The sequence below is a fragment of the Frigoribacterium sp. 2355 genome, assembly GCF_054060695.1.
The window spans coordinates 68,084-93,759 of the sequence record NZ_JBSSDL010000012.1; the positions used below are offsets into that span (position 1 = coordinate 68,084).

The 25,676-nt window shown below is 71.4% G+C and carries 20 protein-coding genes and 1 tRNA gene; 6 read left to right on the forward strand and 15 right to left on the reverse strand.

Annotation, left to right across the window (positions count from 1 at the left end; genetic code table 11):
• Positions 1–74: 74 nt before the first annotated feature.
• Both ACVJ1F_RS13060 and pta read right to left on the reverse strand, forming a co-directional pair.
• The gene (locus tag ACVJ1F_RS13060; protein ID WP_456886711.1) at positions 75–1,268 is read right to left on the reverse strand and encodes an acetate/propionate family kinase; all 1,194 of its coding nucleotides are present in this window, start codon (positions 1,266–1,268) and stop codon (positions 75–77) included.
• Positions 1,265–3,418, reverse strand: a complete 2,154-nt coding sequence (gene pta, locus ACVJ1F_RS13065; protein ID WP_456886713.1) for a phosphate acetyltransferase — start codon at positions 3,416–3,418, stop codon at positions 1,265–1,267. Before pta ends, ACVJ1F_RS13060 begins: the two co-directional genes overlap by 4 nt.
• A gap of 85 nt (positions 3,419–3,503) precedes the next feature.
• Here pta and ACVJ1F_RS13070 point away from each other — a divergent pair, with 85 nt between their 5' ends.
• Entirely contained in the window at positions 3,504–3,995 is a 492-nt protein-coding gene (locus ACVJ1F_RS13070) for a GNAT family N-acetyltransferase (RefSeq protein WP_123570495.1), read from the forward strand.
• Between the two features lie 89 nt (positions 3,996–4,084).
• Here ACVJ1F_RS13070 and ACVJ1F_RS13075 read toward each other — a convergent pair whose 3' ends face one another.
• The 4 genes from ACVJ1F_RS13075 to ACVJ1F_RS13090 form a co-directional block, all read right to left on the reverse strand.
• Entirely contained in the window at positions 4,085–5,944 is a 1,860-nt protein-coding gene (locus ACVJ1F_RS13075; RefSeq protein WP_456886716.1) for a BCCT family transporter, read from the reverse strand.
• A 54-nt stretch (positions 5,945–5,998) separates the two neighbouring features.
• Positions 5,999–7,294 (reverse strand): Na+/H+ antiporter NhaA, encoded by a 1,296-nt coding sequence (gene nhaA, locus ACVJ1F_RS13080; protein WP_056046486.1) that lies wholly within the window; start codon positions 7,292–7,294, stop codon positions 5,999–6,001.
• Positions 7,295–7,353: 59 nt separating this feature from the next.
• On the reverse strand, positions 7,354–8,667 hold the full coding sequence (locus ACVJ1F_RS13085; RefSeq protein ID WP_456886718.1) for a PP2C family protein-serine/threonine phosphatase: 1,314 nt from the start codon (positions 8,665–8,667) through the stop codon (positions 7,354–7,356).
• 109 nt (positions 8,668–8,776) lie between these two features.
• A tRNA-Ser gene (locus tag ACVJ1F_RS13090) sits at positions 8,777–8,861 on the reverse strand.
• A gap of 120 nt (positions 8,862–8,981) precedes the next feature.
• On the opposite strand from ACVJ1F_RS13090, the gene ACVJ1F_RS13095 reads away from it, so the two are divergent.
• The 3 genes from ACVJ1F_RS13095 (at position 8,982) to ACVJ1F_RS13105 (ending at position 10,731) form a co-directional block, all read left to right on the forward strand.
• Positions 8,982–9,503 (forward strand): YbaK/EbsC family protein, encoded by a 522-nt coding sequence (locus tag ACVJ1F_RS13095; protein ID WP_456886720.1) that lies wholly within the window; start codon positions 8,982–8,984, stop codon positions 9,501–9,503.
• A gap of 50 nt (positions 9,504–9,553) precedes the next feature.
• A complete protein-coding gene (locus tag ACVJ1F_RS13100; protein WP_456886722.1) occupies positions 9,554–9,934 on the forward strand; it encodes an RNA-binding S4 domain-containing protein in 381 nt (126 codons plus the stop codon).
• 158 nt (positions 9,935–10,092) lie between these two features.
• On the forward strand, positions 10,093–10,731 hold the full coding sequence (locus tag ACVJ1F_RS13105; RefSeq protein ID WP_456886724.1) for a hypothetical protein: 639 nt from the start codon (positions 10,093–10,095) through the stop codon (positions 10,729–10,731).
• Between the two features lie 73 nt (positions 10,732–10,804).
• Here ACVJ1F_RS13105 and ACVJ1F_RS13110 read toward each other — a convergent pair whose 3' ends face one another.
• The 3 genes from ACVJ1F_RS13110 to ACVJ1F_RS13120 form a co-directional block, all read right to left on the reverse strand.
• Complete coding sequence (locus ACVJ1F_RS13110; RefSeq protein WP_456886726.1) at positions 10,805–12,727, reverse strand: helicase HerA-like domain-containing protein; 1,923 nt, start codon at positions 12,725–12,727, stop codon at positions 10,805–10,807.
• A gap of 151 nt (positions 12,728–12,878) precedes the next feature.
• Positions 12,879–13,589, reverse strand: a complete 711-nt coding sequence (locus ACVJ1F_RS13115) for a phosphatase PAP2 family protein (RefSeq protein ID WP_249408684.1) — start codon at positions 13,587–13,589, stop codon at positions 12,879–12,881.
• Between the two features lie 75 nt (positions 13,590–13,664).
• The gene (locus tag ACVJ1F_RS13120; RefSeq protein WP_056046500.1) at positions 13,665–14,894 is read right to left on the reverse strand and encodes a multidrug effflux MFS transporter; all 1,230 of its coding nucleotides are present in this window, start codon (positions 14,892–14,894) and stop codon (positions 13,665–13,667) included.
• 362 nt (positions 14,895–15,256) lie between these two features.
• Between ACVJ1F_RS13120 and ACVJ1F_RS13125 the strand changes: the two genes are divergently transcribed.
• Positions 15,257–15,823, forward strand: a complete 567-nt coding sequence (locus ACVJ1F_RS13125; protein ID WP_043592905.1) for a TetR/AcrR family transcriptional regulator — start codon at positions 15,257–15,259, stop codon at positions 15,821–15,823.
• Between the two features lie 46 nt (positions 15,824–15,869).
• On the opposite strand, the gene ACVJ1F_RS13130 is transcribed toward ACVJ1F_RS13125, so the two are convergent.
• From ACVJ1F_RS13130 to ACVJ1F_RS13155, 6 genes are all read right to left on the reverse strand, one after another.
• Positions 15,870–16,421 carry an MOSC domain-containing protein gene (locus ACVJ1F_RS13130; protein ID WP_456886729.1) on the reverse strand — a complete coding sequence of 184 codons (552 nt, stop codon included), beginning with the start codon at positions 16,419–16,421 and terminating at the stop codon, positions 15,870–15,872.
• 92 nt (positions 16,422–16,513) lie between these two features.
• Positions 16,514–17,611, reverse strand: a complete 1,098-nt coding sequence (locus ACVJ1F_RS13135) for a substrate-binding domain-containing protein (protein ID WP_056046504.1) — start codon at positions 17,609–17,611, stop codon at positions 16,514–16,516.
• A gap of 110 nt (positions 17,612–17,721) precedes the next feature.
• The gene (mmsB, locus tag ACVJ1F_RS13140; protein WP_043592911.1) at positions 17,722–19,089 is read right to left on the reverse strand and encodes a multiple monosaccharide ABC transporter permease; all 1,368 of its coding nucleotides are present in this window, start codon (positions 19,087–19,089) and stop codon (positions 17,722–17,724) included.
• Complete coding sequence (mmsA, locus tag ACVJ1F_RS13145; protein WP_056046505.1) at positions 19,086–20,636, reverse strand: multiple monosaccharide ABC transporter ATP-binding protein; 1,551 nt, start codon at positions 20,634–20,636, stop codon at positions 19,086–19,088. The genes mmsB and mmsA overlap by 4 nt, the downstream gene beginning before the upstream one ends.
• Positions 20,637–20,968: 332 nt before the next feature.
• On the reverse strand, positions 20,969–21,988 hold the full coding sequence (locus ACVJ1F_RS13150) for a LacI family DNA-binding transcriptional regulator (protein WP_233568360.1): 1,020 nt from the start codon (positions 21,986–21,988) through the stop codon (positions 20,969–20,971).
• Positions 21,989–22,166: 178 nt separating this feature from the next.
• Positions 22,167–23,549, reverse strand: a complete 1,383-nt coding sequence (locus ACVJ1F_RS13155; RefSeq protein ID WP_456886733.1) for an MFS transporter — start codon at positions 23,547–23,549, stop codon at positions 22,167–22,169.
• A gap of 94 nt (positions 23,550–23,643) precedes the next feature.
• Between ACVJ1F_RS13155 and ACVJ1F_RS13160 the strand changes: the two genes are divergently transcribed.
• Complete coding sequence (locus ACVJ1F_RS13160; RefSeq protein WP_456886735.1) at positions 23,644–25,512, forward strand: cell wall-binding repeat-containing protein; 1,869 nt, start codon at positions 23,644–23,646, stop codon at positions 25,510–25,512.
• Positions 25,513–25,676 lie beyond the last annotated feature (164 nt).

Genomic DNA, 25,676 nt, shown 5'->3' on the forward strand with positions numbered 1-25,676 from the left:
CCCCGGAGGCGCGACCAGCGCACCGGGGCTCTCCCCCGTCTGAGGGTCGGTCGGGTCGTGCACCCGCCGACGCCTCAGCTGAGGGCGGCGGCCTGTCGCGCGATCTCGAGTTCTTCGTTCGTGGGGACGACGAGGACGGACACCCTCGACCCCTCGGGCGAGATGTACCGCGCCTCACGGGACGCGAGTTCGTTGCGGTCGTCGTCGACGTGGATGCCGAAGAACTCCAGGCCCATGAGCGTCCGACGACGCAGCAGGGCGTTGTTCTCGCCGACCCCTGCCGTGAAGACGACGGCGTCGAGTCCCCCGAGCTGGGCGACGTAGGCACCGATGTAGTGCCGCAGGCGGTGCCGGTAGACGGCCAGCGCCGCCTCGGACACGGCGTCGCCCCGGGACGCGCTGTCCTGCACGTCGCGCATGTCGCCGCTGCCGGTGAGGCCGAGCAGCCCGCTGCCCTTGTTGAGCAACGTCTCGAGCTCGGCGAAGTCGAGTCCCGCCTCACGGTGGAGGTGGAACACGGCGGCGGGATCGATGTCGCCCGAGCGCGTGCCCATGACGAGCCCCTCGAGGGGCGTCATGCCCATGCTCGTGTCGATGGACCGTCCGCCGTCGATCGCGGCGGCCGAGGCGCCGTTGCCGAGGTGCAGCACGATCGTCTTCAGCTCGGCGAGGGGGCGATCGAGGAACTCGGCGGTCTTCTCGCTCACGTACTTGTGCGACGTGCCGTGGAAGCCGAAGCGACGAACGTGGTGCTTCTTCGCCAGCTCGGCGTCGATCGCGTAGGTGTACGCGGCGGGGGCGAGCGTCTGGTGGAACGCCGTGTCGAAGACCGCGACGTGCGGGACGTCGGGGAAGGCCTCAGCGGCCGCGCGGATGCCCTGCAGGTTGGCCGGGTTGTGCAGCGGGGCGAGGGCCGACAGGCGGTCGATCGCCTTCTCGACGTCGGGCGTGACGACCGTCGCGCGGTCGAACTCTTCTCCGCCGTGGACGACGCGGTGGCCCACCGCGACCGGCGGGTACTCGGCGAAGGACGGGCCGTGCGCCTCGAAGGCGGTCAGCATCGCGGCGAAGCCGGCGGCGTGGTCGGCGATCGGCTGGGTGTCGTTGCGGGTCTCGTCGCCGGTGACCTCGTTGCGGTGACGGGTCGACCCGACGTCCTCGCCGATGCGCTCGACGAGACCGCTCGCGAGCGTGCGCTCGCCCTCGAGCTCGATCAGCTGGTACTTGAACGACGACGAGCCGGAGTTGACGACGAGGACGGTGCTCACGAGGAGGCTCCTTCGGTGCTGGTGACGGTGACGGTGCCGGCTGCGGCGGCGGCCTGCGTGCCGGCCTGGATGGCCGTGATGGCGACGGTGTTGACGATGTCTCCGACGAGAGCCCCGCGGGACAGGTCGTTGATCGGCTTGCGGAGGCCCTGCAGGATGGGGCCGATCGCGACCGCACCCGCACTGCGCTGCACGGCCTTGTAGGTGTTGTTGCCCGTGTTGAGGTCGGGGAAGATGAACACCGTCGCCCGACCGGCGACCTCGGACTCCGGCATCTTGGCGGCGGCCACCGTCGGATCGGCCGCGGCGTCGTACTGGATCGGCCCCTCGACGAGCAGGTCGGGTCGGCGTTCGCGGACGAGTGCCGTGGCGGCGCGGACCTTCTCGACGTCCGCACCCGAGCCGCTGTCGCCCGTGCTGTAGCTCAACATGGCGACGCGGGGCTCGATGCCGAACTGCTGTGCGGTCTGCGCCGACGAGATCGCGATGTCGGCGAGTTGCTCGGCGGTCGGGTCGGGGATGACGGCGCAGTCGCCGTAGACCAGCACCCGGTCGGCGAGCGCCATGAGGAACACGCTCGACACGACGCCGACGTCGGGCAGCGTCTTGATGACCTCGAAGGCGGGCCGGATGGTGTGCGCCGTGGTGTGCTTGGCGCCCGACACCATGCCGTCGGCGAGGCCGAGCTTCACCATCATCGTGCCGAAGTACGAGACGTCGGTCACGGTGTCCATCGCCTGCGAGACCGCGATGCCCTTGTGTGCCCGCAGCTTGGCGTACTCGGTCGCGAAGAGCACCTGCAGGCTGGGGTCGAACGGGTCGAGCACGCGGGCGGTGGCGAGATCGAGACCGAGCTCGGCGCCCCGGGCGCGGATGGCCGTCTCGTCGCCGAGCAACGTGATGGCGGCGACGCCGCGCTGCAACAGGGTGGACGCGGCCCGCAGCACCCGGTCGTCGTCGCCCTCGGGCATGACGATGTGCTTCTGCGCGCCCCGCGCCCGCTCGAGCAGCTGGTACTCGAACATCAGGGGCGTCACCACCCCGGACGGGCTGACCTGCAGGAGGCGCAACAGCTCGGCCCCGTCGACGTGCGTCTCGAAGAGGGCCAGGGCGAGATCGTACTTGCGCGGCGAGTCGGCGGCGAGGCGCCCGCGGGTCTGGGTGATGGCGAGGGCCGTGTCGTAGGTGCCGGTGCTCGTGGTCGCGATCGGCAGCGGGCTGTCGAGCCCCTCGAGCAGGCGCTCGACCTGCGGGGCGAGGGCGAACCCGCCGTTGAGCACGATGCCGGCGAGCGACGGGAAGGTCTCGGAGGCGTGGGCGAGCACCGTCGCGACGAGCACGTCCGAGCGGTCGCCCGGCACCACGACGACGGCGCCCTCGGTGAGCCGCGGCAGCACGTTCTCCATCGACATGGCCGCCACGACGACGCCGAGCGCCTCGCGGTCGAGCAGGGCGTCGTCACCGCGCAGCAGGGTCGCACCGGTGGCCTGCAGCACGGCGCGCATCGTCGGGGCGACGAGGACGCGGTCCTCCGGCAGCGTCCAGATCGGGACCCGCCCGGTGGGTGACGTCTCGAGGGCGTGGCCGATGCCGTCGACGACCTCGTCGAGGTGGTCGGGGTCGACCCGGTTCGCGACGACGGCCAACAGGCTCGCGTGCTCGGAACGCAGCTCGGCGGTGGTCAGTTCGGCGACCTGGCGCATGTCGGCGCCCGAGCGCCGCGTCTGGCCGTCGGCGCTGCGGCCGCCGAGCACGAGCAGCACGGGCGCGCCGAGGTTGGCCGCGATGCGGGCGTTGTAGGACAGCTCGGTGGGGCTGCCGACGTCGGTGTAGTCGGAACCGATCACCACGACCGCGTCGCACTGCCGCTCGACCGCGGCGAAGCGGCTGACGATGGTGGCGAGGGCGGCGTCGGGATCGGCGTGCACCGCGTCGTAGCTGACGCCGACGCACTCGTCGTAGGCCAGGTCGACGCTGTCGTGCGACAGCAGGAGTTCGAGCACGTAGTCGCGCTCGTCCGTCGAGCGGGCGACGGGTCGGAACACCCCCACCCGGCCCACCTCGTGGCTGAGCGTGTCGAGCACGCCCAGGGCGATCGTGGACTTGCCCGTGTGGCCTTCGGCAGAGGTGATGTAGATGCGTGTCGACACGCCCGCCAGCCTACGGGCGGCAGCCTTCGAGCCGCCGGGGAAGCGTGCTGGCGGAGGCCACGAGACACCTCCTAGGCTCGTCGGCATGCAGATCCGCACCGCGACCGAGGCCGACCTGCCCGGCGTCCTCGAGATCCACGCCGACGCCGTGGCGCACTCCCGGGCCATCTGGACCGACGTCACGCCGACCCTCGAGGGTCGGCGCGAGTGGCTGACCAGCCATCAGGAGGCGCGGCGCAGCGCGATCGTCGCGGTGGACGGCGACGAGGTGCTCGGCTACGGCAGCTACGGGCCGTTCCATGCCAAGGACGGCTACCGGCACACCTGCGAGAACTCGGTCTACGTGCGTCCGGGGCAACAGGGGAAGGGACTCGGACGAGCGCTGATGGCCGAACTCGTCGAGCGGGCCACGCGGGACGAGCTGCACGTCATGGTGGCGCTGATCGAGGCGGGCAACGAGGCGTCGGTGCGGCTGCACGCGTCGCTCGGCTTCGAGGACGCCGGCGTGCTGCGCGAGGTCGGCACGAAGTTCGGCGAGTGGCTCGACCTCCGGTACATGATCCGCCGACTGGCCTGACCCGGGTGCGACGGGACCGACGAGGTGCCGGGACGACGACGGGCGCCGCCTCCGAGGAGACGACGCCCGTCGTGGGCGGAGCGGTGGGGTCAGCGTCCGGTCGAGCCGTCCTGTCCGGTGTCGCCGGGCCCGTCGAGCCGACCGTCGACGGCCGGGTCGGGCGACACGACGTCGACCTGGAGCGGTGGCTCGGCGACGACGGCCGAGGCGGACGTCGCCCGGCTCGCCGGGGAACCGTCACGGCCACCCCGGACCCGGCGTCTGACCGCCTCCCAGGGGCGGGCGAGTCGTGTGCCACCGGCCTGGGTCGGGGCGTCGACCTCGAGACCGTAGTACGCGCCGACGTGCTCCAGCAGGACGTCGCGCTCGGCCTTGTCGTACGCACGACGTTCGCGGGTGAAGGCGATGATCGTCGACCAACAGGTCAACAGCAGCACGATGCTGAACGGCAGCGCCGTCGTGATCGCCGCGGTCTTCAGGGCGTCCAGACCGCCGGTCAGGAGGAGCGCGACGGCGAGCAGGGCGGCCACCAGGGCGAAGAACACCCGGAGCCAGTTCTTCGGCTCGATGTCGCCGCCCGACGCGATCATCGCCATGACGAGCGATCCGGAGTCGGACGAGGTGACGAAGAACACGCCGATGAGCAGGATCGCGCCGAACGTCAGGACCGTCCCGGCGGGCAGGCCGCCGAGCAGGGCGAAGAGCGACCCCTCGACGTCGACCGAGCCGTCGGCTCCGACGAGGCCACCCGAGCCGTCGGTCTGCTGGTGGATGGCCGCACCACCGAGGACGGCGAACCACAGGAAGGTGAGGGCGGTCGGGACGAGCAGCACGCCGAAGACGAACTGGCGGACCGTGCGGCCCTTCGAGATGCGGGCGATGAAGATGCCGACGAAGGGCGCCCACGACATCCACCACCCCCAGTAGAACGTGGTCCAGGCGCCCTGCCACTCCTCGCCGGCGGCGCCCTGCTGGGCGGTGACGTTGAAGGACAGGCCGACGACGTTCTGCAGGTAGGCGCCGATGGACTGCACGAAGTCGCGCAGCAGGAACTGCGTGGGTCCGACGATCAGGATGAACAGCAGCAGGGCGGCCGCGAGGATGAGGTTGAAGTTCGAGAGGATCTTCATGCCCTTGGTCACACCGGTGACGAGCGACACGATGGTGACCGCCGTGATGACGGCGATGATCGCGAGCTGGCTCACGATGCTGCTGTCGGCGATGCCCGCGGCCTCGAGGCCGGCGCCGATCTGGATGACGCCGAGGCCGAGCGAGGTCGCGACGCCGAAGAGCGTGCCGACGAGGGCGATGACGTCGATCAGGTTGCCCCAGCCCCCGCGGACGCGGTTGCCGAGGAGGGGCTCGAGGGCCCAGCGGATGGAGACGGGACGACCCCTCCGGTGGATCGCGTAGGCGAGGGCGAGTCCGAGGACGACGTAGATGGCCCAGGCGTGCAGCCCCCAGTGGAGGAAGGTCTGGGTCAGGGCCTGCTGCGCGAGCTGGTCCTCGGTGCCGGTGACGCCCGGTCGTGGCGAGGCGAAGTGGCTGAGGGGCTCGGAGACGCCGTAGAAGACGAGGCCGATGCCCATGCCCGCGGCGAAGAGGAGCGCGAACCACGAGCCGGTCGAGAACTCGGGCTCGTCCTTGTCCTTGCCCAGCTTGATGCCACCGAACCTGCTGAACCCGAGGAACAGGCTGAAACCGACGAAGAAGGCGGCGATCAGGACGTAGTACCAGCTGAAGTTGCGGACGATGCCGCTCTGCAGGCCGAGGAACAGCGCCTCGGCCGAGGCGGGCGCGATCAGGGTGTAGGCGACGAAGCCGAGGACGACGACGGCGGCCGGCCAGAAGACCCAGCGGCGCAGTTGAGGGGTGGTCGAGACGGTCTCCGTCAGGGAAGCGGGATGGTCGGCGGGGGGCCCGGAAGGGGGCGGAGTTGTCGTGGCCATGCCTCCATGGTGACGGTTGAGGGGCCCGCCGTCCCAATCACGACGTCGTCCGGGTCACCGATCCTGGTGACGGTAGTACCGGTTGCGGGGTCGCAGGACGGCCGTCGCGAGGACGGCGGCGAGCACCGACGCGACGAGGATGGCCACCTTGGCGTCGTCGTCGTGAGCGCTGCCGAGCCCGTAGCTCAGTTCGGCGACGAGCAGGGACACGGTGAAGCCGATGCCCCCGAGGAGGGCGACGCCGGTGAGGTCCACCCACTTGATGCTCCGGTCGAGTTCTGCCCGGGTGATCCTGGTCGTGATCCAGGTCGTCGCGAGGATGCCGACGGGTTTGCCGAGGACGAGGGCGGCGATGATGCCGATCGTGACCGGACTGGAGAGAGCCGTCCTCAGGCCGTCGAGGCCACCGAAGGCGACCCCTGCGGAGAAGAACGCGAACACGGGGACGGCGAAACCGGTGGAGATCGGCCGGAAGCGGTGCTCGAAGACCTCGGAGAGCCCCGGTCCCGCATCCGGGCCGCCACTGGCCTGGCTCCGGATGACGGGGACGGCGAAACCGAGGAGGACGCCGGCGACGGTGGCGTGGACCCCGGAGGCGTGGATGAGCCCCCACACCAGGACGGCGACCGGCAGGAGGATGAACCAGTTCGCGGCGGGGTGCAGGCCGAAGAACCGTCGGAACCTCTGGGTCAGGAACACGTACGCCGCGAGCGGGACGATGGCGAGTGCCAACGGGACGACCTCGATCGCGCTGGTGTAGACGAACGCGATGATGCCGATGGCGATGAGGTCGTCCACGACGGCGAGGGTCAGCAGGAAGATGCGCAGCGCGCTGGGCAACCTCGAGCCCACGATGGCGAGGACCGCGACGGCGAAGGCGATGTCGGTCGCGGTGGGGATGGCCCACCCCCGCACCGCCTCCGGGTCGGAGGCGTTGACGGCGGTGAAGATCAGGGCGGGGACGAGGACTCCGCCGAACGCGGCGGCCACCGGCACGATCGCCTTGCTGACCTTCCGCAGCTCTCCGGCGACGAACTCCCGTTTGAGCTCCAGCCCGACGAGGAAGAAGAAGATCGCCAGGAGCCCGTCCGCGGCCCACTCCCCCACGCTCAGGTGCAGCCCGAGACCCTCCGGGCCGAACTCGAAGTCCCGGAGCGCGAAGTACGCCCCCGAGAGCGGTGAGTTCGCCCACACGACCGCCAGGACGGCGGCGACGACGAGGACGACCCCACCCACGGTCTCCTTCCGGAGGATCTCGCCGAGGCGGGTGGACTCCGAGGTCGTCTCTTCGGCGAAGAGTCCGGGAGCGACGGCGGGAGGCGGGGAAGAGGGCAGGTCGTCGTGTGGCATCGTCGTCCTGTCTTACCAGACGACGCCGGGGCGGGCACGGGTCGAGGTGACGGCGACCGTCACGCCCGTGTCAGAGCCGGGGCGAACGTCGCCGCGACGACGGTGACGTCGTCGGCCTGCTCGTCGTCGCCGACCAGCTCGGCGACCTTCTGCACGATGTCGCTCGGGTCACCGGACGAGATGAGCATCAGTTGGAACTGGCTGAAGGCGTGCAGTTCGTCCGGGAAGAGGTCGAGGACCCCGTCGCTGATGCAGACGATCGTGTCGCCTGGGTGCAGCTGGTCGGCGTAGGACGTCCAGCGGTCCCCGAGGCCGATGGGGAGGTCGGACGACTGCAGCCGCTCCACGAGACCGGTGGCGCGCCGGATGAGCGCCAGCCCGTGTCCGCCGTCGGCCCAACGGATCTCGCCCGACGGCGTGATGCGGGCGTGGAAGCACGTGGTGAACTGGACGTCGCCGTCACCGCTCGCGAGGCCCGTCGTCGCACGACGCAGGGCCACGGCGGGGTCGAGATCGTCCGACGAACTGCGGATGACGGAACGCACGGCGGCGGCGATCATCCCCGCTCCGACGCCTTTGCCCATGACGTCCCCCACGGTCAGGGCGATGCCGTCCGGGGTGGGATACCAGTCGTAGAAGTCGCCCCCGACGGCGCGGGCGGGGATGCACCTCCCCCGGACGGCGAACATCTCGGGAAGGAGGCTCGTCTTCGGTGGCAGGAGCGACTGCTGGATGGTCGCGGCCCGGTCGAGCTCCCGTTCGACCGCGTGCTGCTGCGCTCGGGACAGCTCCACCTTGCGGCTCGCCTGCCGGGCGAGCTCGTTGATGGCGAGGCCGATGGTGGCGTAGATGGCCAGGGAGAAGGCGATGCGGATGAACTCGCTGGGCGCGCGTCCGCTCGGCTCGATCACGAACGGCAGCATGAAGGTGACCGCCGATCCGATCAGCAGCCACACGATGCTGAGCCGCCCCGGCCACACGGCGATCCAGACGATCGGCAGCAGGATGATGGGGATGAAGACGGACCCGCTGTCACCCGTTCCGTAGCGGAGCAGGCCCACCGCGACGAAGTCGGCGGCGGGGATGACGATCTCCCAGGTGAGCAGGCGGGGACGCCGGGAGACCACCGAGGCGAAGACGACGCCGCAGAACGCGGCGAAGACGCCGGCCCACATGCTCGGTGCATCGCTGACGGGCAGCCACGGGATGAGCGTGCTCACGACCGCGGCGAGCAACACGAAGAGGAAGACGAAGCCCTGCTTGAGCAGGGCGACGTGACGTCGCGAGCCGGCCGACATGACCCGCGCGAGGAGGCCGGAATCGCCCCAGACGCTGGGGCGCAGGGTGTCGTTGCCCAACTGACTGACGCTCATGACCCAAGGCTAGGGCGACCGGGCCTCCATCGGGGATAAGGCGATGCCCCAGAACGTGGGGCGAGGACGAGAAACGGCCCCTCCCGGGGAGGGAAGAGCCGTCTCGATGCGGAGGATAGGGGATTCGAACCCCTGAGGGCTTGCACCCAACACGCTTTCCAAGCGTGCGCCATAGGCCACTAGGCGAATCCTCCAGGGCGGGCACACGGTGAACCGGCGCACGACCGAGACCAGCGTACCGGACTCCGCGGGGCCCGGGGGACGCCCCCGTGTCGCTGCTGACCTTGAGGCTCCCTCATGGCTACCGTCGGGGCATGACCGACGCGCACCGCCCCTCCTCGGAGCACCTCGACGCCGCCCTGCCGCCGCGGGCCCGCGCCGTCGTCGCCGCCCTCCGTGCCGCCGGCGCCGAGGGCGAGGTCCGCGAATTCGACGAGTCGACGCACACGGCCGCACAGGCCGCCGCCGCCCTCGGCTGCGAGGTGGGCGCCATCGCCAGCAGCCTGGTGTTCCACACCGGCGGGGAGGCCCTGCTCGTGCTCACCAGCGGCGCCCACCGGGTCGACACCGACCTGGTGGCGTCGACGCTCGGCCGGGGCCCGATCATGCGGGCGAACGCCGACCAGGTGAAGCGCGCGACCGGCCAGGTCATCGGCGGCGTGGCCCCGGTCGGCCACCCCCGCCCGGTGCGGACGCTCGTCGACACCGCGCTCGAGACCCACGACGTGCTCTGGGCGAGCGCCGGCACCGCGAACACCGTCTTCGCCACGACGTTCGCCGAGCTGGTGCGCGTGACCGGGGGCACCCCGGCGCGCGTCGCCTCCGACGACCTCTGAGACCGGCTTCCTCGGTCCTCGACGTCGGCGGCCACCCGTAGCATCTCCCCATGCCGCCCCTCACGTCCGCCCGCGTCGACGCCTGGCTCTGGGCCGTCCGGCTCTACAAGACCCGCTCGGCCGCCAACGCCGCCTGCCGGGCCGGTCACGTGCGGGTGAACGGCGAGCGCGTCAAGGCCGCCCAGGGCGTCCGTCCCGGCGACGAGGTCCGGGCGCGCATCGCGGGCTTCGAGCGGATCGTCGTCGTCAAGACCTGCCTCGTGAAGCGCGTCGGTGCTCCGGCCGCGGCCGAGGCGATGACCGACCTCACTCCCCCGCCACCACCGCGCGAAGAGGTCGCCGCCGTACCGGTCCGCGACCGAGGCGCGGGCCGCCCGACCAAGCGCGACCGTCGCGAGATCGAGCGCCTCAGGGACCGCGCAGAGAACTGACACTCGCTCGACTCCCCCGATCGCGGGCTCCCCGCACTGGGGTGGGACGCCCCGGTATCTGTGCGAACGCATCGTCTACGCTGAGGGCACGGCGCTGCCCCGACAGCAGCAGCCTCGGGTCGGGGGACTCGGGGTCACGCCGACCCCGGGGGGACGACATGAACACGACCGACGCGGCCATGCCGACCGAGCGCGGCACCGTGACGGTGCGGCCACGGCGCGAACTCGCCCGGAGCGCCACGCTCACCGGCGTCTTCAGCCTGTCCCCCGTGCTGATCGCGGTGCTGTGGCTGACCCTGCCGAGCGGTCGCCAGAGCGGCGTGCTGGCCGTCACCTGCGGCGTCGTGGTGATGGGACTGCTCATGTACTGGCGCTACCGCCTCTCGTACGCGGCCGTCACGCGCAGCGAGTTCGTCAAGCGGGGGTGGTTGCCCGGCTTCGTCCGGCTGCGGCGCGACGAGGTCGACTCCCTCGTGCTCGTCCGCACCTACCGGGACCACTCGACCGAGACCGTCACGCAGCTGCTCGCCCTCGACGACGAGGGGCGACGCCTGTTCCGGATGCGGGGCACGTACTGGTCGGAGGCGTCCGTGCACGCCGTCGTCGACGCACTCGGGATCCCGACGACCGTCCTGCCCCGGGCCCTCACCCGCCGCGAGTTCTTCGCGGCCTACCCCGACAGCCCCTACTGGTACGAGAGCCGCCCGTGGATCGGGGTCACCATCGCCTGCGGCCTGTTCGCCCTGGCGACCGGCACGCTCGTGGTGCTCTTCCAGGCGTTCGGCAGCGACGCCTGACGCCGTGCCCGCACGCTCGGGCCGGTGCACCGCCGCTGGCCGGCACCGCCTCGGGGCTGCACCGACCCAGGGCTCAGCGGCGACGCAGCGTGCCGAAGTTGCCCTTGACGACCTCGCGCACGACCGCCTTGCCGGCACTCGACCCGAGGACCTCGCCGAGCAACCCGCCGGTCGATCCGGACCCCGACGAACGGGACCCCGAGGAGGCGCGGGTCGTCGTCCCGCGCCCGGCACGCGCCTTCGCGGCCGCCCGCTCGGCTCGCTCGAACTCCTTCTGCTGACGTTCGTACTCGGCCTGGGCGGCCTTCCGCTCGCGCTCGGCGGCGGTGACCGCCTGGGCGTCCGCCTTCTCGCGGGCCGCCGCCTCCTTCAGCTGGGCGTCGATCGTGGCCTGACGTGCCGCGGCGTCGGTCCGTTCGCGCTGGTCGAGCGCGGCCGCCTCGAGCTTGCGGGCCAGGATCTCCCGGGCCGAGTCGCGGTCGATCGACGCCCCGTAGGCGGCGATCAACGGCGACGCCGCGACCGCCGCGGTCATGACGTCGGCAGGGGTCGGCGACATCGAACCGCGCGGGGCACGGAGGCGCGTCCACGCGACCGGGCTGGGAGCCCCCTTCTCGTTCATGACCGTCACCACCGCCTCCCCGGTGGCGAGGCCGGTGAGCACCGCGGCGAGGTCGTAGTCGCTCGTCGGGTACGTCGACACCGTCGCCCGCAGGGCCTTCGCGTCGTCGGGCGTGAAGGCGCGGAGCTGGTGCTGGACGCGCGAGCCGAGCTGGGCGAGCACCTCGCCGGGGACGTCCTTCGGGGTCTGGGTGACGAAGACGATGCCCACGCCCTTGGAACGGATGAGCCGGACGGTCTGCGTGATCTGCGCCAGGAACTCCTTCGAGGCGTCGGCGAACAGCAGGTGCGCCTCGTCGAAGAAGAAGACGAGCTTCGGTTTGTCGAGGTCGCCCACCTCGGGCAGGTCGTTGTAGAGGTCGGCGAGCAGCCACATCAGGAAGGTCGAGAACAGCGCCGGCTGGTCGTGCACGCCGGGCACCTCGAGCAGGCTGACGACGCCACGACCGTCCTCGGCCGTGCGGAGGAACTCGGCGGTGTCGATCTCGGGCTCGCCGAAGAACGCGTCGGCCCCCCGGTCGGCGAACGTGATCAGCTCGCGGAGGATCACCCCGACGGTCTGTCTGCTCAGCCCGCCCAGCCCCTCGAGCTCGCCCTTGCCCTCGTCGCTCGTCAGCCAGGTCAGCACGGCCCGCAGGTCGGACAGGTCGAGCAGCGGCAGACCGGCCTGCGCGGCGTAGTGGAACACCAGGCCGAGGCTGCTCTCCTGCGTGTCGTTGAGGCCGAGCACCTTGCTGAGCAGCAGCGACCCGAAACCGCTGACCGTCGCGCGGACCGGCACGCCGGTGCCCTTGCCGCCGAGGGCGAAGTACTCGGTCGGTGCCGCCTGCGGCGACCAGTCCTGGCCGATCCCCCGCGTGCGGGCCAGCAGCTTCTCGTTCGCCTCGCCCGGCGTCGCGATGCCCGACAGGTCGCCCTTCACGTCGGCCGCGAAGACCGGGACCCCGGCCGCCGAGAGCTGCTCGGCGAGCACCTGCAGGGTCCTGGTCTTGCCCGTGCCGGTCGCACCGGCCACGAGCCCGTGCCGGTTGAGCACCGCGAGCGGGATGCGCACGGGCACGTCGACCCGGGCATCGCCGTTCACGAGGGCGCCGAGCTCGAGGGCGGGACCGTCGAAACCGTAGCCCGCGCGGACGAGGTCGACCGCCGACTCGTCGAGCGGCCCGCCGGGCGGGACGGGCAGGCCGTCGACCGGGGTGCCGGCGACCGGCTCGGGTTCGGTCAGCCCGGCGTCCGCCGCGGCGTCGGCGACGTCCGCCTCGGCCGCGAGCCGCTCGGCCCGCGCGAGTGCCGCCTCCGCGTCCTGCTTCGCCTTCTCGGCGGCGGCGACCGCTGCGGCGGCCTCCGCCCTGGCCTGCTCGAGCGCGTCCGTCATGCGGCCAGCCTAGGCACCCTGCGCACCGCGGTCCGGGCGAGTTCGGCCACACCGGGCGACGCCGCACGCCGGCCTCGTCCGGACCCGCCCGTGATCGACCGCGCGAGCGGCGCCGAGAGCGCCCCGGTCGTCGACCCCGCGAGCGGCACCGTCAGGCGTGGCGCCCCTGCCAGATCCAGCCGCGACCCCGCACGCGCTCCTGCTCGTCGAGCAGCCGGTGCGCGACCGGGGCCCAGAGGACGACCGCGACCCCGGCACCGATCAGTAGCCCGCCGATCGTGTCGGTCAGCCAGTGCGCCCCGAGGTAGGTGCGGCTGAGCAGCATCAGCACCGTGTAGGCCGCGCCCGCGACCCACACCCAGACGCGTCGCAGGATCACCCCGAGCACGACGGCCAGCGTGGCGGCGTTGGACGTGTGGCCGGAGGGGAACGAGCCGTAGTCGCTCACCACGAGGATGTCCTCGGGACGGGCCCGGCCGAACGTGTGCTTGACGACCTGGACCACGCCCGCGCTGAGCGCGCAGGCGGCGATCCAGTAGAGCGCGGCCCACGGGCGACGGCGCAGCAGGAAGAGGGCGGCGACGCCCAGCGGGACGACGAAGACGCCGACCACGCCCGCGCCGATCGAGTTGAAGATCAACGAGGGGACGTCCCAGAACGGGCTGCGGTGCTCGACCAGTTCGCCCATGAACCGCTCGTCGACGCCGATCACCCCCGACCGGGCCGTGATCACGACGCCGAGCAACAGGACGACGCCGATGGCGCCGAGCGCGCTGAACACCCACCAGCGGCGCTGCACGCGGCGGGCCACCCGTTCTTCGGACGGCGAGGCGGGCTTCGGGGCGAGCGGGTCGGTGCGCATCCCCAGACGGTACCGGGAGGCGCGGGTCGGCGACCGGGAGGCACCGGTCGGCGACGGACGACCGGGAGGCGCGGGTCAGCGACCCAGCGCCGGCACCGTCCGCGGGCGCACCAGCAGCCACAGGCTCGCGATGGCCACGCACGAGGTGGCGACCATGACGCTGCCCATCGGCACGGCGGACCCGATGCCGAGGAACCCGACCACCGGCGAGATGAGCCCCGCCAGGCCGAAGTTCAGCGCGCCGAGCAACGACGCCGCCGTCCCTGCCTCCTTGCCGTGGTTGGCGAGCCCGAGCACCTGGACCTGCGGGAACGAGAAGCCGCAGGCCGCGATGAAGAACCACAGCGGCACGAGGATGCCCACGAGCCCGGCACCGAGCGAGTCGAGCACGACGATCGACGCGGCGGCGAGCAGCAGGACGATCGTCGAGCAGGCGAGGATCCACTGCGGCCCGACCCGCCGGGCCAGCCGCGAGCTGATCTGGACGCCGGCGACGATCCCGAGCGAGTTGATCGCGAACAGGTAGCCGTACTGCTGGGCGTTCAGGCCGTAGACCTCCTGGAAGAGGAACGACGAGGCCGACAGGTACGAGAACAGGCCCGAGAAGACCATCGCCCCGATCAGGGCGACGCCGACGAAGATCCGGTCGCTGAAGAGCACCTTGTAGCGCTGCCCGAGGGTCGTGTGCCCGGCCTCGTGCCGCCGGGCGGGCGGCAGGGTCTCGACGATCAGGAAGATCGCGGCGATGATCACGAACGCGCCGTAGGCCACGAGGAACACGAAGATGCCGCGCCAGCTGGTGAAGGCCAGCAGCTGCGAGCCGATGACGGGCGCGACGATGGGGGCGAGCCCGTTCACCAGGGCGAGACGCGACAGCATGCGCACGAGCGGCAGCCCACCGAACAGGTCGCGCACCGTCGCCATGGCGACGACGCCCCCGGCGGCGGCACCCATGCCCTGCAGCACCCGGAAGACGGCGAGCAGCTCGATGGTCGGCGCGCTGGCGGCGCCGATGCTGGCGAGGATGTGAACGGCGGTCGCGACGATCAGCGGCGTGCGACGGCCGACCTTGTCGCTCCACGGCCCGACCAGCAGCTGCCCCACCCCGAAGCCGATCGTCGTCGCCGTCAGCGTCAGCTGGATGACGCCGCTGTCGACGGAGAAGTCCCGGCTGAGTTCGGGGAACGCCGGCAGGTAGAGGTCGATCGTGAACGGCCCGAGCGCGGTGAGCGCGCCGAGCACGACGACGTAGACGAGCCGCTGGCGGCGGGTCAGGGAGTCACCCGGGTGGACGACGGTGGTCACGAGGCAGGTCCTGTCTGGGGGGTCGCGGAGGGGCGGTCACGGAGGGAGGGCATGGGGCGGTCACGGATCGGGGCACGCGAGGAGGCGCGGCCACGACGACGAGGCCGGCTCGCGGCTCGAATCGATGCGACCGGGCCGTCGCGCACGACCACCACGGGATCGCGGGGGGGGTGGGAGGAGGGAGGGGAACGGCGTCGCTGCACGACACCCGTCGGTTCTCACCCTAACCCTGCCGTGCACCCCCGCGACAGCCCTTCCGCCTCGGCGGCTCGCGCCGTGCCGTGTCGGCGCGTCGGCCCGGTCTAGGCTCGACCTGGCCTCGGACGCGATCGTCCCGTCCGAGCACCCGAGGAGGAACGTCCATGGTCGACGCGCGCATCGTCCAGACCACGAAGGCACTGCACGCCGCCGTCGTCGAGCTCGCCTCGACCCGGCCCGTGTCGAGCATCTCGGTCGCCGACGTCACCCGGGCCGCGGGCATCAACCGCGCCACGTTCTACAGCCACGCGACCTCGCCCGGCAGCCTGCTCACCGCGGTGCTCACCCCCGAGCTCGACGCGATCCGTGACGAGGACCACGCGCTGCGGCTCGACGGCCGGGCCGACGGCCCCGACGCGACGCGGCGTGCGATGGAGAAGGTCGTCGACCACGTCGTGCGGTACCGCGAGATCTACCGTCTCGCCCTGCCCGACCCGCTCGACGCGTCGATCCACCAGGCGCTGGCCCGCCACTTCGAGGAGTCGAGCGTGCAGCACCTCGCCGGCCTGCCCGCCGGCAGCCTCCCCGAGGGGCTCGCGGTGCACATCGCCGCCGGCCACCTGGCACACGGGCTCGTGGGAGCCGTCGAGGCCTGGCTCGGCGGCAAGCGGACGAGCCGCCGCGCCCTGCTCGACACCATGAACCTCATGCTGCCCACCTGGTGGGGTTGACCCGCAGCGCTCCCCGTTCCGACGGCTCGGCGGGCCGCCCAGCCGCCTAGGAGGCGCGCAGCAGTCCCGGCCCCACGCGCAGCACCCCGTCGGTGAGCGGTTCGCATCGCACTCCCCCGCGGCCCCGGAGCGCGCGGAAGGCCCCCGCGCCGAACACCACGTCCATCCACGCGCACGGGTTCGCCGCCCGGTTCGCGCGGAACGACACCGGGCCGTCGCCCGTGTCGAGGTCGAACTCGCGACCCACGAGGGCGTCGACGTCGATGCCGCGCACGACCACGTTGCGACGCGTCAGGGCGGCGTCGAGCACCGTGCCCTCGGGCAGGCCGAGCTCGCGGGCCAGGTGCCCGAGCTGCTCGGCGGCGAACAGGGTGACCGAGGCCCCGCGGTGCGCCGGGGCGTTGAAGTAGCGGTCGCCCACGATGCCGAGGTGGGCGCGCACGGTGACGGCGTCGTGCGACTCGGGGCCCGTGGTCGGGGCCGGGCCGTCGGCGGGGCGGCCCACGTAGCGGGACCGGGGCGAGGCGAGCAGCGACTCGACGGTGACCGGCGTCGCGGACGCGGCCCGCGCCTCCTGCGCTCGTCGGTCGGTGTCCACGGACGCACGATACCGCCCGCCGACGGCACCGGCCGGGCACCCCGTGCGGGGTGCCCGGCCGGTGCCGGTGCTGCCCGAGGGCAGCGGGAGTGCTACTTGGTGAGCGGCTCGAGCGTCGTGTCGTTGGCGTACGCCTCGGCGGCGTTGTCCTTGGTCACGATCTGCGGGGGCAGCAGGTAGGCCGGGACGACCTTGCTGCCGTTGTCGTACGACTCGTCGTCGTTCGTCTCGGCCTTGTCGCCCTTGCTGAGCGAGCTGACCATCGCGACGGCCTGCTTCACGAGGTTGCGGGTGTCCTTGTTGATGGTCGAGTACTGCTCGCCGGCCATGATCGACTTGACCGACTCGACCTCGGAGTCCTGACCGGTGACGGTCGGGATGTCCTTGCCGGCCTGCTTCACCGAGGTGATGATGGCGCGGGCCAGGGTGTCGTTCGGGCTCAGGACGCCGTCGAGCTCCTTGTCACCGTAGGTGCTGGTGAGCAGCGAGTCCATGCGACGCTGGGCGTTCTCGGGCTTCCAGCCGTCGGTCGCCGTCTGCTTGATGTCGGTCTGGCCCGAGGCGACGACGAGGGTGCCGTCGTCGATCTTCGGCTGCAGGACGCTCATCGCGCCGTCGAAGAAGACCTTCGAGTTGGCGTCGTCCGACGAGCCGGAGAACAGCTCGACGTTGTAGGGGCCGTCGGCCTTCTTCGCGGCCATGCCGTCGAGCAGGGCCTGGCCCTGGAGCTCGCCGACCTTGAAGTTGTCGTACGCGACGTAGTAGTCGACGTCCTCGGTGTTGAGGATCAGGCGGTCGTAGGCGATGACCACGGCGCCGGCGTCGTGGGCGGCCTTGACCTGGGTGCCGAGCTGGCCACCGTCGGCCGCGCCGATGATGATGACCTTCGCGCCCTTGGTGACCATGGACTGGATCTCGTCCTGCTGGTTGGCCACGGTGCCGCTGGCGGCCGCGTACTGCACGTCGGGCTTGAACCCGGCGTCGGTGAGGTCCTTGGTGAACAGGTCGCCGGCGAGGACCCAGTTCTCGCTGGTCTTGGCCGGCAGGGCCACGCCGATGGTCGAGCCGGACTCGAAGCCCGAGGCCGCGTCGCCCGAACCCGCGTCGGTGCGGGCCGAGTTCGAGCAGCCGCTCAGGATCAGCGTCGTTGCTGCGGCGACCGCGAAGGTCGTCAGCGCGAGTTTGCGCATGCTGTGTCTACTTTCTCGTTGTGAGGGGTGATGCCGTGTGGTCGCCCGCGGTGCGGACTCCCGGTGGAGGCGCGCCCGGCCGTCGATGGACGGGCGCGCGGGTGGTGGGTCTAGTTGGGCGTCGTGGCCTTGGGACGCTGCACGTCCGAGATGTCGCCGTTCGGGGTGAGGGCGGGCTCGGTCGTCTCGGCGTCGCGACCGACGCCGTTCTGGGCGCCCGGGGGCAGGTCGGAGGCCGCGATGCCGTTCTTGTCGCGACGCAGGCCCCGGGTGAGGAACCCGGTGATGGACGGACGACCCTGGCTCTTGTTGTAGACGTCGACCGCGACCGCGATCAGGAGCACGAGGCCCTTGATCATCTGCACCTTGTCGGAGCCGACGCCCATGAGCTGCAGGCCGTTGTTCAGCACGGCGATGACGAAACCACCGACGATCGAGCCGGTCACCGTGCCGATGCCGCCGGCGACGGCGGCGCCACCGATGAAGACCGAGGCGATGGCGTCGAGCTCCCAGTTGAGGCCGTCCTGCGGGCCGGAGGCACCGGCACGGGCGACGTAGATCATGCCGGCCAGGGCGGCGAGCACGGACATGTTCATCATGACGAAGAAGTTGATGCGCTTAGCCTTGACGCCCGAGAGCTCGGCGGCGTGCGAGTTGCCACCCACCGCGTAGATGTGCCGACCGAAGATCGTGTTCTGCGTGACGAAGCCGTAGACCAGGACGAGCACGCCGAGGATGATGCCCGAGATCGGGAACGACGTCCCGACGCGGCCGCCGGCGAACAGCGTCGCGGCGTAGGCGATGATCGCGACCAGCACGACCAGCTTGACGGCGCTGACCCAGAGGGGAGCCCGCTCGGAGCCCATCTTCTGCTGGATGCGACGCAGGCGGAACTCGTTGTAGACCACGGCGACGATGATGACGAGGCCGAGCAGCAGGGTCGCGTTGTTGTAGCCGGTGTTCGGACCGAACTCGGGGAGGTAACCCGCGCCGATGACCGTGAATCCCTCGGGGACCGGGATGGTGTCGGCGTTGCCGACGAACTGGTTGGCACCGCGGAAGAGCAGCATGCCGGCCAGCGTCACGATGAAGGCGGGGACGCCGACGTAGGCGACCCAGAAGCCCTGCCAGGCGCCGATGACCACGCCGACCACGAGGCCGAGCAGGATCGCGGCACCCCACGGAAGACCCCAGCTGTCCATCGCCTTGGCGACGACGATGCCGCTGAAGGCGGCGACCGAACCGACCGAGAGGTCGATGTGCCCGGCCACGATGACCATGACCATGCCGATGGCGAGGATCAGGATGTACGAGTACTGGCTGACCAGGGCGATGAGGTTCGTGGGCTGCAGGGTGAGCCCGTCGGTCAGCACCTGGAAGATCAGGATGGCCACGACGAGCGTCGCGATCATGCCGAACTGGCGCGCGTTCGACGTGTTGCCGCCGAACACCTTCTTCAGGTCTTTGATGCCACTCATGCGGCTTGCTCCTTCTTCTTCGAGGTCATGGTTCGCATGAGCGTCTCGGCGTCGGCCTCGGAGGCCTCGATCTCGTTCGTGACGGAACCCTCGAAGATCGTGTAGATGCGATCGGAGAGCCCCAGCAGCTCGGGCAGTTCGGACGAGATGACGATCACGCCTTTGCCCTGGGCCGCGAGCTGGTTGATGATGTTGTAGATCTCGAACTTGGCGCCCACGTCGATGCCTCGCGTGGGCTCGTCGAGGATGAGCAGGTCGGGGTCGGTGAACATCCACTTCGCCAGGACGACCTTCTGCTGGTTGCCGCCGGACAGCTTGGCGACCCCTTCGTCGACCGTGGGGGTCTTGACGCGCAGGCTCTTGCGGTAGTCCTCGGCGATCGAGTGCTCTTCGTAGGTGTTGACCACGGAGGCCTTCGAGATCTTGGTGAGCTTGGCCGCGACCGTCGAGCGCTTGATGTCGTCGAGCAGGTTGAGCCCCAGCACCTTCCGGTCTTCGGAGACGTAGGCCAGGCCGTTGTCGATCGCGTCCGAGACGTTCTTGATCTCGATCTTCCGGCCGTCCTTGACGATCTCGCCCGAGACGAACTGACCGTACGAGCGTCCGAAGATGCTCATCGCGAGTTCGGTGCGACCGGCGCCCATCAGGCCAGCCAGGCCGACGATCTCGCCCTTGCGCACGGTGATGGACGAGCCCTTGCAGACGAAGCGTTCGGCCGTCTGCGGGTGGCGCACCCACCAGTCCTTGACCTCGAAGAAGACCTCGCCGATCTTCGGGGTGCGGTCGGGGAAACGGCTGGCCAGGTTGCGGCCGACCATGCCGCGGATGATGCGGTCCTCGTTGACGCCGTCCTCTTTCACGTCCAGCGTCTCGATGGTCTTGCCGTCACGGATGATCGTGATGGAGTCGGCGATGGCCTCGATCTCGTTGAGCTTGTGGCTGATCATGATCGACGAGATGCCGCGACCCTTGAGGCCGCGGATGAGGTCGAGCAGGTGCTGCGAGTCGGCCTCGTTGAGGGCCGCGGTCGGCTCGTCGAGGATCAGCAACTTGACGTTCTTGTTCAGCGCCTTGGCGATCTCGACGAGCTGCTGCTTGCCGACGCCGAGGTTCTTGATGGCGGTGTCGGGGTCGTCCTTGAGGCCGACGCGGGCGAGCAGGTCGATGGCCTTCGTCTTCGCCGCGCGCCAGTCGATGGCCCCGAAGCGGGTCGGCTCGTTGCCGAGGAAGATGTTCTCGGTGATCGAGAGCTCGGGGATCAGCGCCAACTCCTGGTGGATGATGACGATGCCCTGCGACTCGCTCGAGCGGATGTCGCGGAAGCGCATCTCGGCACCCTGGTAGACGATGTCGCCCGTGTAGGTGCCGAACGGGTAGACACCCGAGAGGACCTTCATCAGCGTCGACTTGCCGGCGCCGTTCTCGCCGCAGATCGCGTGCACCTCACCGGCGCGGACCTGCATCGACACGTCGTCGAGCGCCTTGACGCCCGGGAACTCCTTCGTGATGGAGCGCATCTCGAGGATGACGGGAGAGTCAACGCCCATGCGGGGCACCCCCGGGGATGTGGCTGCTCGCGAGCTGTTCGCTCTGCGTCACGGCACTGGGCACGTCGTCCTCGACCTTCGACCTCGTCGTCGTCCGCCGGTGATGTGCACCGACGGGCATCCTGTGATTCGTCGCCGCCGTGCCGGGCCGTCCGTCGAGCCTGGCGAAGGGGCCGGACCCGCCGAATGTGACCGTTCACACTGCGACTGGAGCAAAGCTAATCCCGAGAGGGGGTGCTGTCAAATGCCGATGCCGATCCGTTATGGAACACGGGCCGACCGACGCGCGCCGCGCCTCCTGACGGCTCGTCCCGCCGTGCGGTGACGGGCCGTCAGAGGAACCAGGGGCGCGAGGTCGACCCGCGCACCACCAGTTCCGGAGGGATCAAGGTGCGATCGACGACCGTGCCGCCCTCGAGCTCGGCCACGACGAGTTCGACGGCGCGTCGGCCGATCAGGGCGAAGTCCTGACGCACGGTCGTGAGCGGCGGCCACAGGTGCGGCGCGGTCGGCGAGTCGTCGAAGCCGACGACGCTGACCTCGCGGGGCACGTCGACGTCGGCCTCGCGGAAGGCGTGCAGCAGGCCCACGGCCATCAGGTCGTTGGCCGAGAACACGGCGGTGAAGTCGCGGCGACGCAGCAGTTCCTGCCCGGCCGTGTAGCCGAAGTCGGCGGTCAGGTCGCCGAGGATGGGCGGCTCGATCGACAACTCGGCCTCGCCCATCTCGAAGAGGAAGCCCTGCATCCGCTCGTCGGCCTCGATCCAGTCCTGGGGTCCGGCGACGTGCACGATGTGCCGGTGGCCGAGGTCGATCAGGTGCCGGGTCGCGAGGCGCGCCCCTTCGAACTGGTCGACCGAGAGGCTGTGCGCCCGGGCCCGCTGCGTCGAGTCGAGCGCGACGATGGGGACGTCGAGGTCGAGCTCGTCGATCACGTCGAAGAACTTGCGTTGCGGGGCGATGACGATGATCGCCTCGACCGCCTGGTTTGTGAGCAACTGCAGGCTCGCCCGGACGTCGTCCGACACCGTCGTCGTGCTCGCGATGCTCAGCCGGTAGCCGGCCGTCCGGGCCGCGACCTCGATGGCGTTGACGATCGTCTGCGGACCGAAGTGGACGTTCTGCAGGGTGAGCACGCCGATGGCCTTCGACCGGCTGGTGACCAGCGCCCGCGCGGCCTGGTTCGGTCGGTAGCCGATCTCGTCGATGACGTCGAGCACCTTCTGCCGCGTGCTCGGCCGGATGCTGGGACTGTCGTTGAGCACACGCGAGACGGTCTGGTACGAGACCCCTGCGAGAGCGGCCACGTCGCGGATGTTGGGAGCACGCACCTTGTCGATGTCAGGCTTCACCGTCGCTCCGTCGCTCTGTGACCGGGCGATGTGACCGTACACATCGTCGTCCGGAGACCATTATGCATTCCCCGGAGGTCGCCGACGTCCCGGACGGGGGTCACCGCCCCGTCGCGACGCCCGGCGCCGGCACCGGCATCGGCGGAGCGGCGGCACGATCGGCGGGCAGGAGGCGCGGTCACCGTCCCCGGGGCACCGCGCGGCCGCTCAGGGCGAGCGCGAGCACCGCGACGCCCGTGCCGACGGCGAAGCAGGCGACGAAGGCGAGGGGGCTGGACGCGCCGCCGAGCACCCCGAACGCGGCGCCGGTCAAGGCCAGCGCGACGGCCGAACCGGTGGAGTCGGCGATGGTCAACGCCGAACTGTTGAACCCGCGCTCGGACTCGGTCGACAGCGCGAGGACGAGCACCGAGAAGCGCGGGTACATGAACCCCATGCCGAATCCCGCGACGGCCCAGGTGGCGATGAGGAAGGCCGGGGGCAGGTGGAACAGGGGGGTCAGCGCGGCGACCACGACGCCGAGGAGCACGAGGACGATGCCGATGCGGATGCCGTCGCGCTGGGCCACCCGGTCGCCGAGCCTGCCCTGCACCCAGCTCGCGAACGCCCAGCCGAGCGCCCCCAGGGTCAGCGTCACGCCGGATGCCGAGGCGCTGAAGTCGTATTCGGCCGAGAGCATGTACGGGATGTAGACCTCGCTGCCGAGGAACGCCGCCCCCGCGAGACCGCGCAGCAGCACCAGGGTGGGCAGCCCCGGCGCGGCGCGCAGCGTGCCCGGCGGCAACAGGGGCCGGAGCGCCACGGCGAGCACGACCACCGCCACCACGATGACGACGACGGTCAGCCAGGTCGGGAACTCGGAGACCAGGTTGAGGGCCAGCACGCCGAGGGCCGCGCCGACCGACCAGAGGATGCGACCGATGCTCCAGGGCACGCGCCGCGCGCCCTCGGCCACCACGGGCGGAGGGACGCGACGCAGGCTCGGCAGGACGGCGAAGAACGCGGGCACGGCGAGGCCGAGTGCACCGAGGAAGACCCAGTGCCAGCCCACCGTCTCGGCCACGACGCCCGCGACGAGTGGCCCGACGAGACCCGGGACGACCCAGGCCGCGGCGAACCCCGCGAAGATCGACGGGTGCAGGCCCGGCGGGTAGAGCCGGGCGACCATGACGTAGAGGCCGACGATGACCGCGCCGGAGCCGACGCCCTGCACCAGACGGCCGACCAGCAGCACGACCATGTCGGGCGCGGTGCCGACGACGAGCAGCCCGACGGCGAACAGCAGCATCGAGGCGATGACCACGACGCGCGGCCCGCTGCGGTCGGCCCAGTTGCCCGCCACCACCATGCCGACCAGGCCGGACGCGAGGGGGGCCGCGAAGCTGAGCGAGTAGAGCGCCTCGCCGTCGAGCTCACGGCTGATGATCGGCATGATCGTCGTGACCGCGAGCGACTCGAACGCCGCGATGCCGATCAGGGCGCACATGCCGAGGGTGGCCAGCCGGTACCGACCGCTGAGCACGCCCTCGGGGCGGGTGCTCACGGCGGCGGCGTCGGTCATGTCGTCAGCCTAGGCCGAGCCACCGACGGCACCCCCTCCCCTAGGATCGCCCTCAGGCGGCGAGGGGCGTCGCCTGCGTCTGGGGGTCTCTCTCGTGTCCACTTCTTCTCACCGCGCCGGGTCCGTCCGCGGTCTCGCCCTGACGGTCGCCCTCGGCGTCGTCCTCGGGCTCGGGACGACCACGGTCGCCGTCGCGGCTCCCGTCACCGCCGGTTCGACCTCGTCCCCGACGCTCGCCCAGCAGGACGCGGGTTCCGACCACGAGATGGGGGCATCGGGCGGCACCCGGGACGGGGCCGACGAACGCCTCTCCCGCGCCGCGGCCGTCTCGCCTCCTCGTGGCGTGCCCGGCTTCGACGTCAGCTCGTACCAGCCGTCCCCCGACTTCGCCGCCGCGCGTTCGGCGGGCGCCCGCTTCACGTTCGTCAAGGCCTCCGAGGGCGTGCCCGGCACCTACACGAACGGCAACCCCACCGGCAGCACCAACCGCTACCGTTCCGCCCAGTTCGCCGGCGCGCAGGCGGCGGGGCTGACGGCCGGTTTCTACCACTACGCGTTGCCCTTCTACTCGTCCGGTGCACCGCAGGCGCAGTTCTTCCTCGACAACGCCACCGCCTGGGAGCCCGGCATGCTGCCGCCGGTTCTCGACGTCGAGGTGTCGACCAACCCGACGAAGCAGGGTGGACGTTGCTGGGGGCTGTCGCAATCCGAGATGGTCACCTGGATCCAGTCGTGGATCGGCACCGTCGTCGCCCAGCAGGGCGTCCAGCCGCTCATCTACACCAACCAGGACTTCTGGAGCTCGTGCACGGGCAACAGCTCGGCGTTCCCGAAGGACCGCCTCTTCGTCGCGTACTACCCGACGGCGACCACGAACACCCCGGTCGCCCCGCCGACCTCGTCCTTCGCGACCTGGACGTTCTGGCAGTGGTCCCAGACCGAGGACTCGCCCTACCCCGGTGACCAGGACGTGTTCAACGGCACCGAGGCCGACCTCGCGGCCCTCACCCGCCCGACCACCCCGGCCGTGGGCCGTCTCTCGGGAGCCGACGCCTTCGCCACCGCGGCGACCATCGCCGCCAGTGCGTTCACCCCGCCGGTCGTCGTGAACGGCAACGCCCCGACCAAGGCCTCGATCCCCCTGGTCTACGTCGCGTCGCGCAGCACCTACCCCGACGCCCTCGCCGGGGGCGCGGCCGCCGGCTACCGGGGCGCTCCGGTCCTCCTGACCTACCCCGACACCCTGCCCGACGCGACCCGCGCCCAACTCGCCGAACTCCGCCCGCAACGCGTCGTCGTCCTGGGCGGGGTGGCCGCGGTCTCCGACACGGTCCGCCAGCAGCTCTCCCAGATCGCGACGACCGGCGCCGCCGGCGTCACCCGCGTCTCGGGTGCGGATCGTTTCGACACGTCTGCGACGATCTCGAGCACGACCTTCCCGAAGGGTCGGGGCGGGACGGCCTACGTCGCGACCGGCCTGGACTTCCCCGACGCCCTCTCGGGCGCAGCCCTGGCCGGCGGCCCCGACAAGGGCCCGATGCTGCTCACGCGGCCCGACGCCCTGCCGCAGACGGTCTCGGCCGAGCTCACCCGGCTGGCCCCCGCACGCATCGTCGTGCTCGGCGGGGTCAACGCGGTGGGAGAATCGGTCATCGCCCAGCTCCGGGCCGTCGCGCCCACGTCGCGGCTCTCGGGTGCCGACCGTTTCGACACCTCGGCCGTCATCGCCGCCGCCGGCTACCCCGCCGGTTCCGACGTGGCGTTCGTCTCGACGGGTGTGAACTTCCCCGACGCGCTCGCCGGAGCACCGACCGCGGGCCGGCTGGGCGGTCCCGTCCTGCTCACGCGACCCGACGCGCTGCCCGTGAGCGTGCGCACCGCCCTGACGAAGCTCGGCACCGACGGCCTGGTCGTGCTGGGTGGCCCCAACGCCGTCAGCCCGGCGGTCGAGGCCGGGCTCTGACCGGGGCCCGTCCCTGACGGACGCGCTCGACGTGGCCACGTGACGGAGGCGGGGGGGGGGGGGCCCCCCCCCCCCCCCCCCCCCGGGCGGGGCGGGGCGGGGGCGCCGGGGCGGGGGGGGGGGGGCGGGGGGGCGGGGGGCGGGGGCGCGGCGCGCCCCCCGCG

What these genes read in the sequence shown, in the direction of transcription:
- ACVJ1F_RS13070 (WP_123570495.1), top strand. Translation starts at nt 3,504, where the DNA reads ATGCAGATCCGCACCGCGACCGAGGCCGACCTGCCCGGCGTCCTCGAG.
- ACVJ1F_RS13075 (WP_456886716.1), bottom strand. Translation starts at nt 5,944, where the DNA reads ATGGCCACGACAACTCCGCCCCCTTCCGGGCCCCCCGCCGACCATCCC.
- nhaA (WP_056046486.1), bottom strand. Translation starts at nt 7,294, where the DNA reads ATGCCACACGACGACCTGCCCTCTTCCCCGCCTCCCGCCGTCGCTCCC.
- ACVJ1F_RS13085 (WP_456886718.1), bottom strand. Translation starts at nt 8,667, where the DNA reads ATGAGCGTCAGTCAGTTGGGCAACGACACCCTGCGCCCCAGCGTCTGG.
- ACVJ1F_RS13095 (WP_456886720.1), top strand. Translation starts at nt 8,982, where the DNA reads ATGACCGACGCGCACCGCCCCTCCTCGGAGCACCTCGACGCCGCCCTG.
- ACVJ1F_RS13100 (WP_456886722.1), top strand. Translation starts at nt 9,554, where the DNA reads ATGCCGCCCCTCACGTCCGCCCGCGTCGACGCCTGGCTCTGGGCCGTC.
- ACVJ1F_RS13105 (WP_456886724.1), top strand. Translation starts at nt 10,093, where the DNA reads ATGAACACGACCGACGCGGCCATGCCGACCGAGCGCGGCACCGTGACG.
- ACVJ1F_RS13110 (WP_456886726.1), bottom strand. Translation starts at nt 12,727, where the DNA reads ATGACGGACGCGCTCGAGCAGGCCAGGGCGGAGGCCGCCGCAGCGGTC.
- ACVJ1F_RS13115 (WP_249408684.1), bottom strand. Translation starts at nt 13,589, where the DNA reads ATGCGCACCGACCCGCTCGCCCCGAAGCCCGCCTCGCCGTCCGAAGAA.
- ACVJ1F_RS13125 (WP_043592905.1), top strand. Translation starts at nt 15,257, where the DNA reads ATGGTCGACGCGCGCATCGTCCAGACCACGAAGGCACTGCACGCCGCC.
- ACVJ1F_RS13135 (WP_056046504.1), bottom strand. Translation starts at nt 17,611, where the DNA reads ATGCGCAAACTCGCGCTGACGACCTTCGCGGTCGCCGCAGCAACGACG.
- mmsB (WP_043592911.1), bottom strand. Translation starts at nt 19,089, where the DNA reads ATGAGTGGCATCAAAGACCTGAAGAAGGTGTTCGGCGGCAACACGTCG.
- mmsA (WP_056046505.1), bottom strand. Translation starts at nt 20,636, where the DNA reads ATGGGCGTTGACTCTCCCGTCATCCTCGAGATGCGCTCCATCACGAAG.
- ACVJ1F_RS13155 (WP_456886733.1), bottom strand. Translation starts at nt 23,549, where the DNA reads ATGACCGACGCCGCCGCCGTGAGCACCCGCCCCGAGGGCGTGCTCAGC.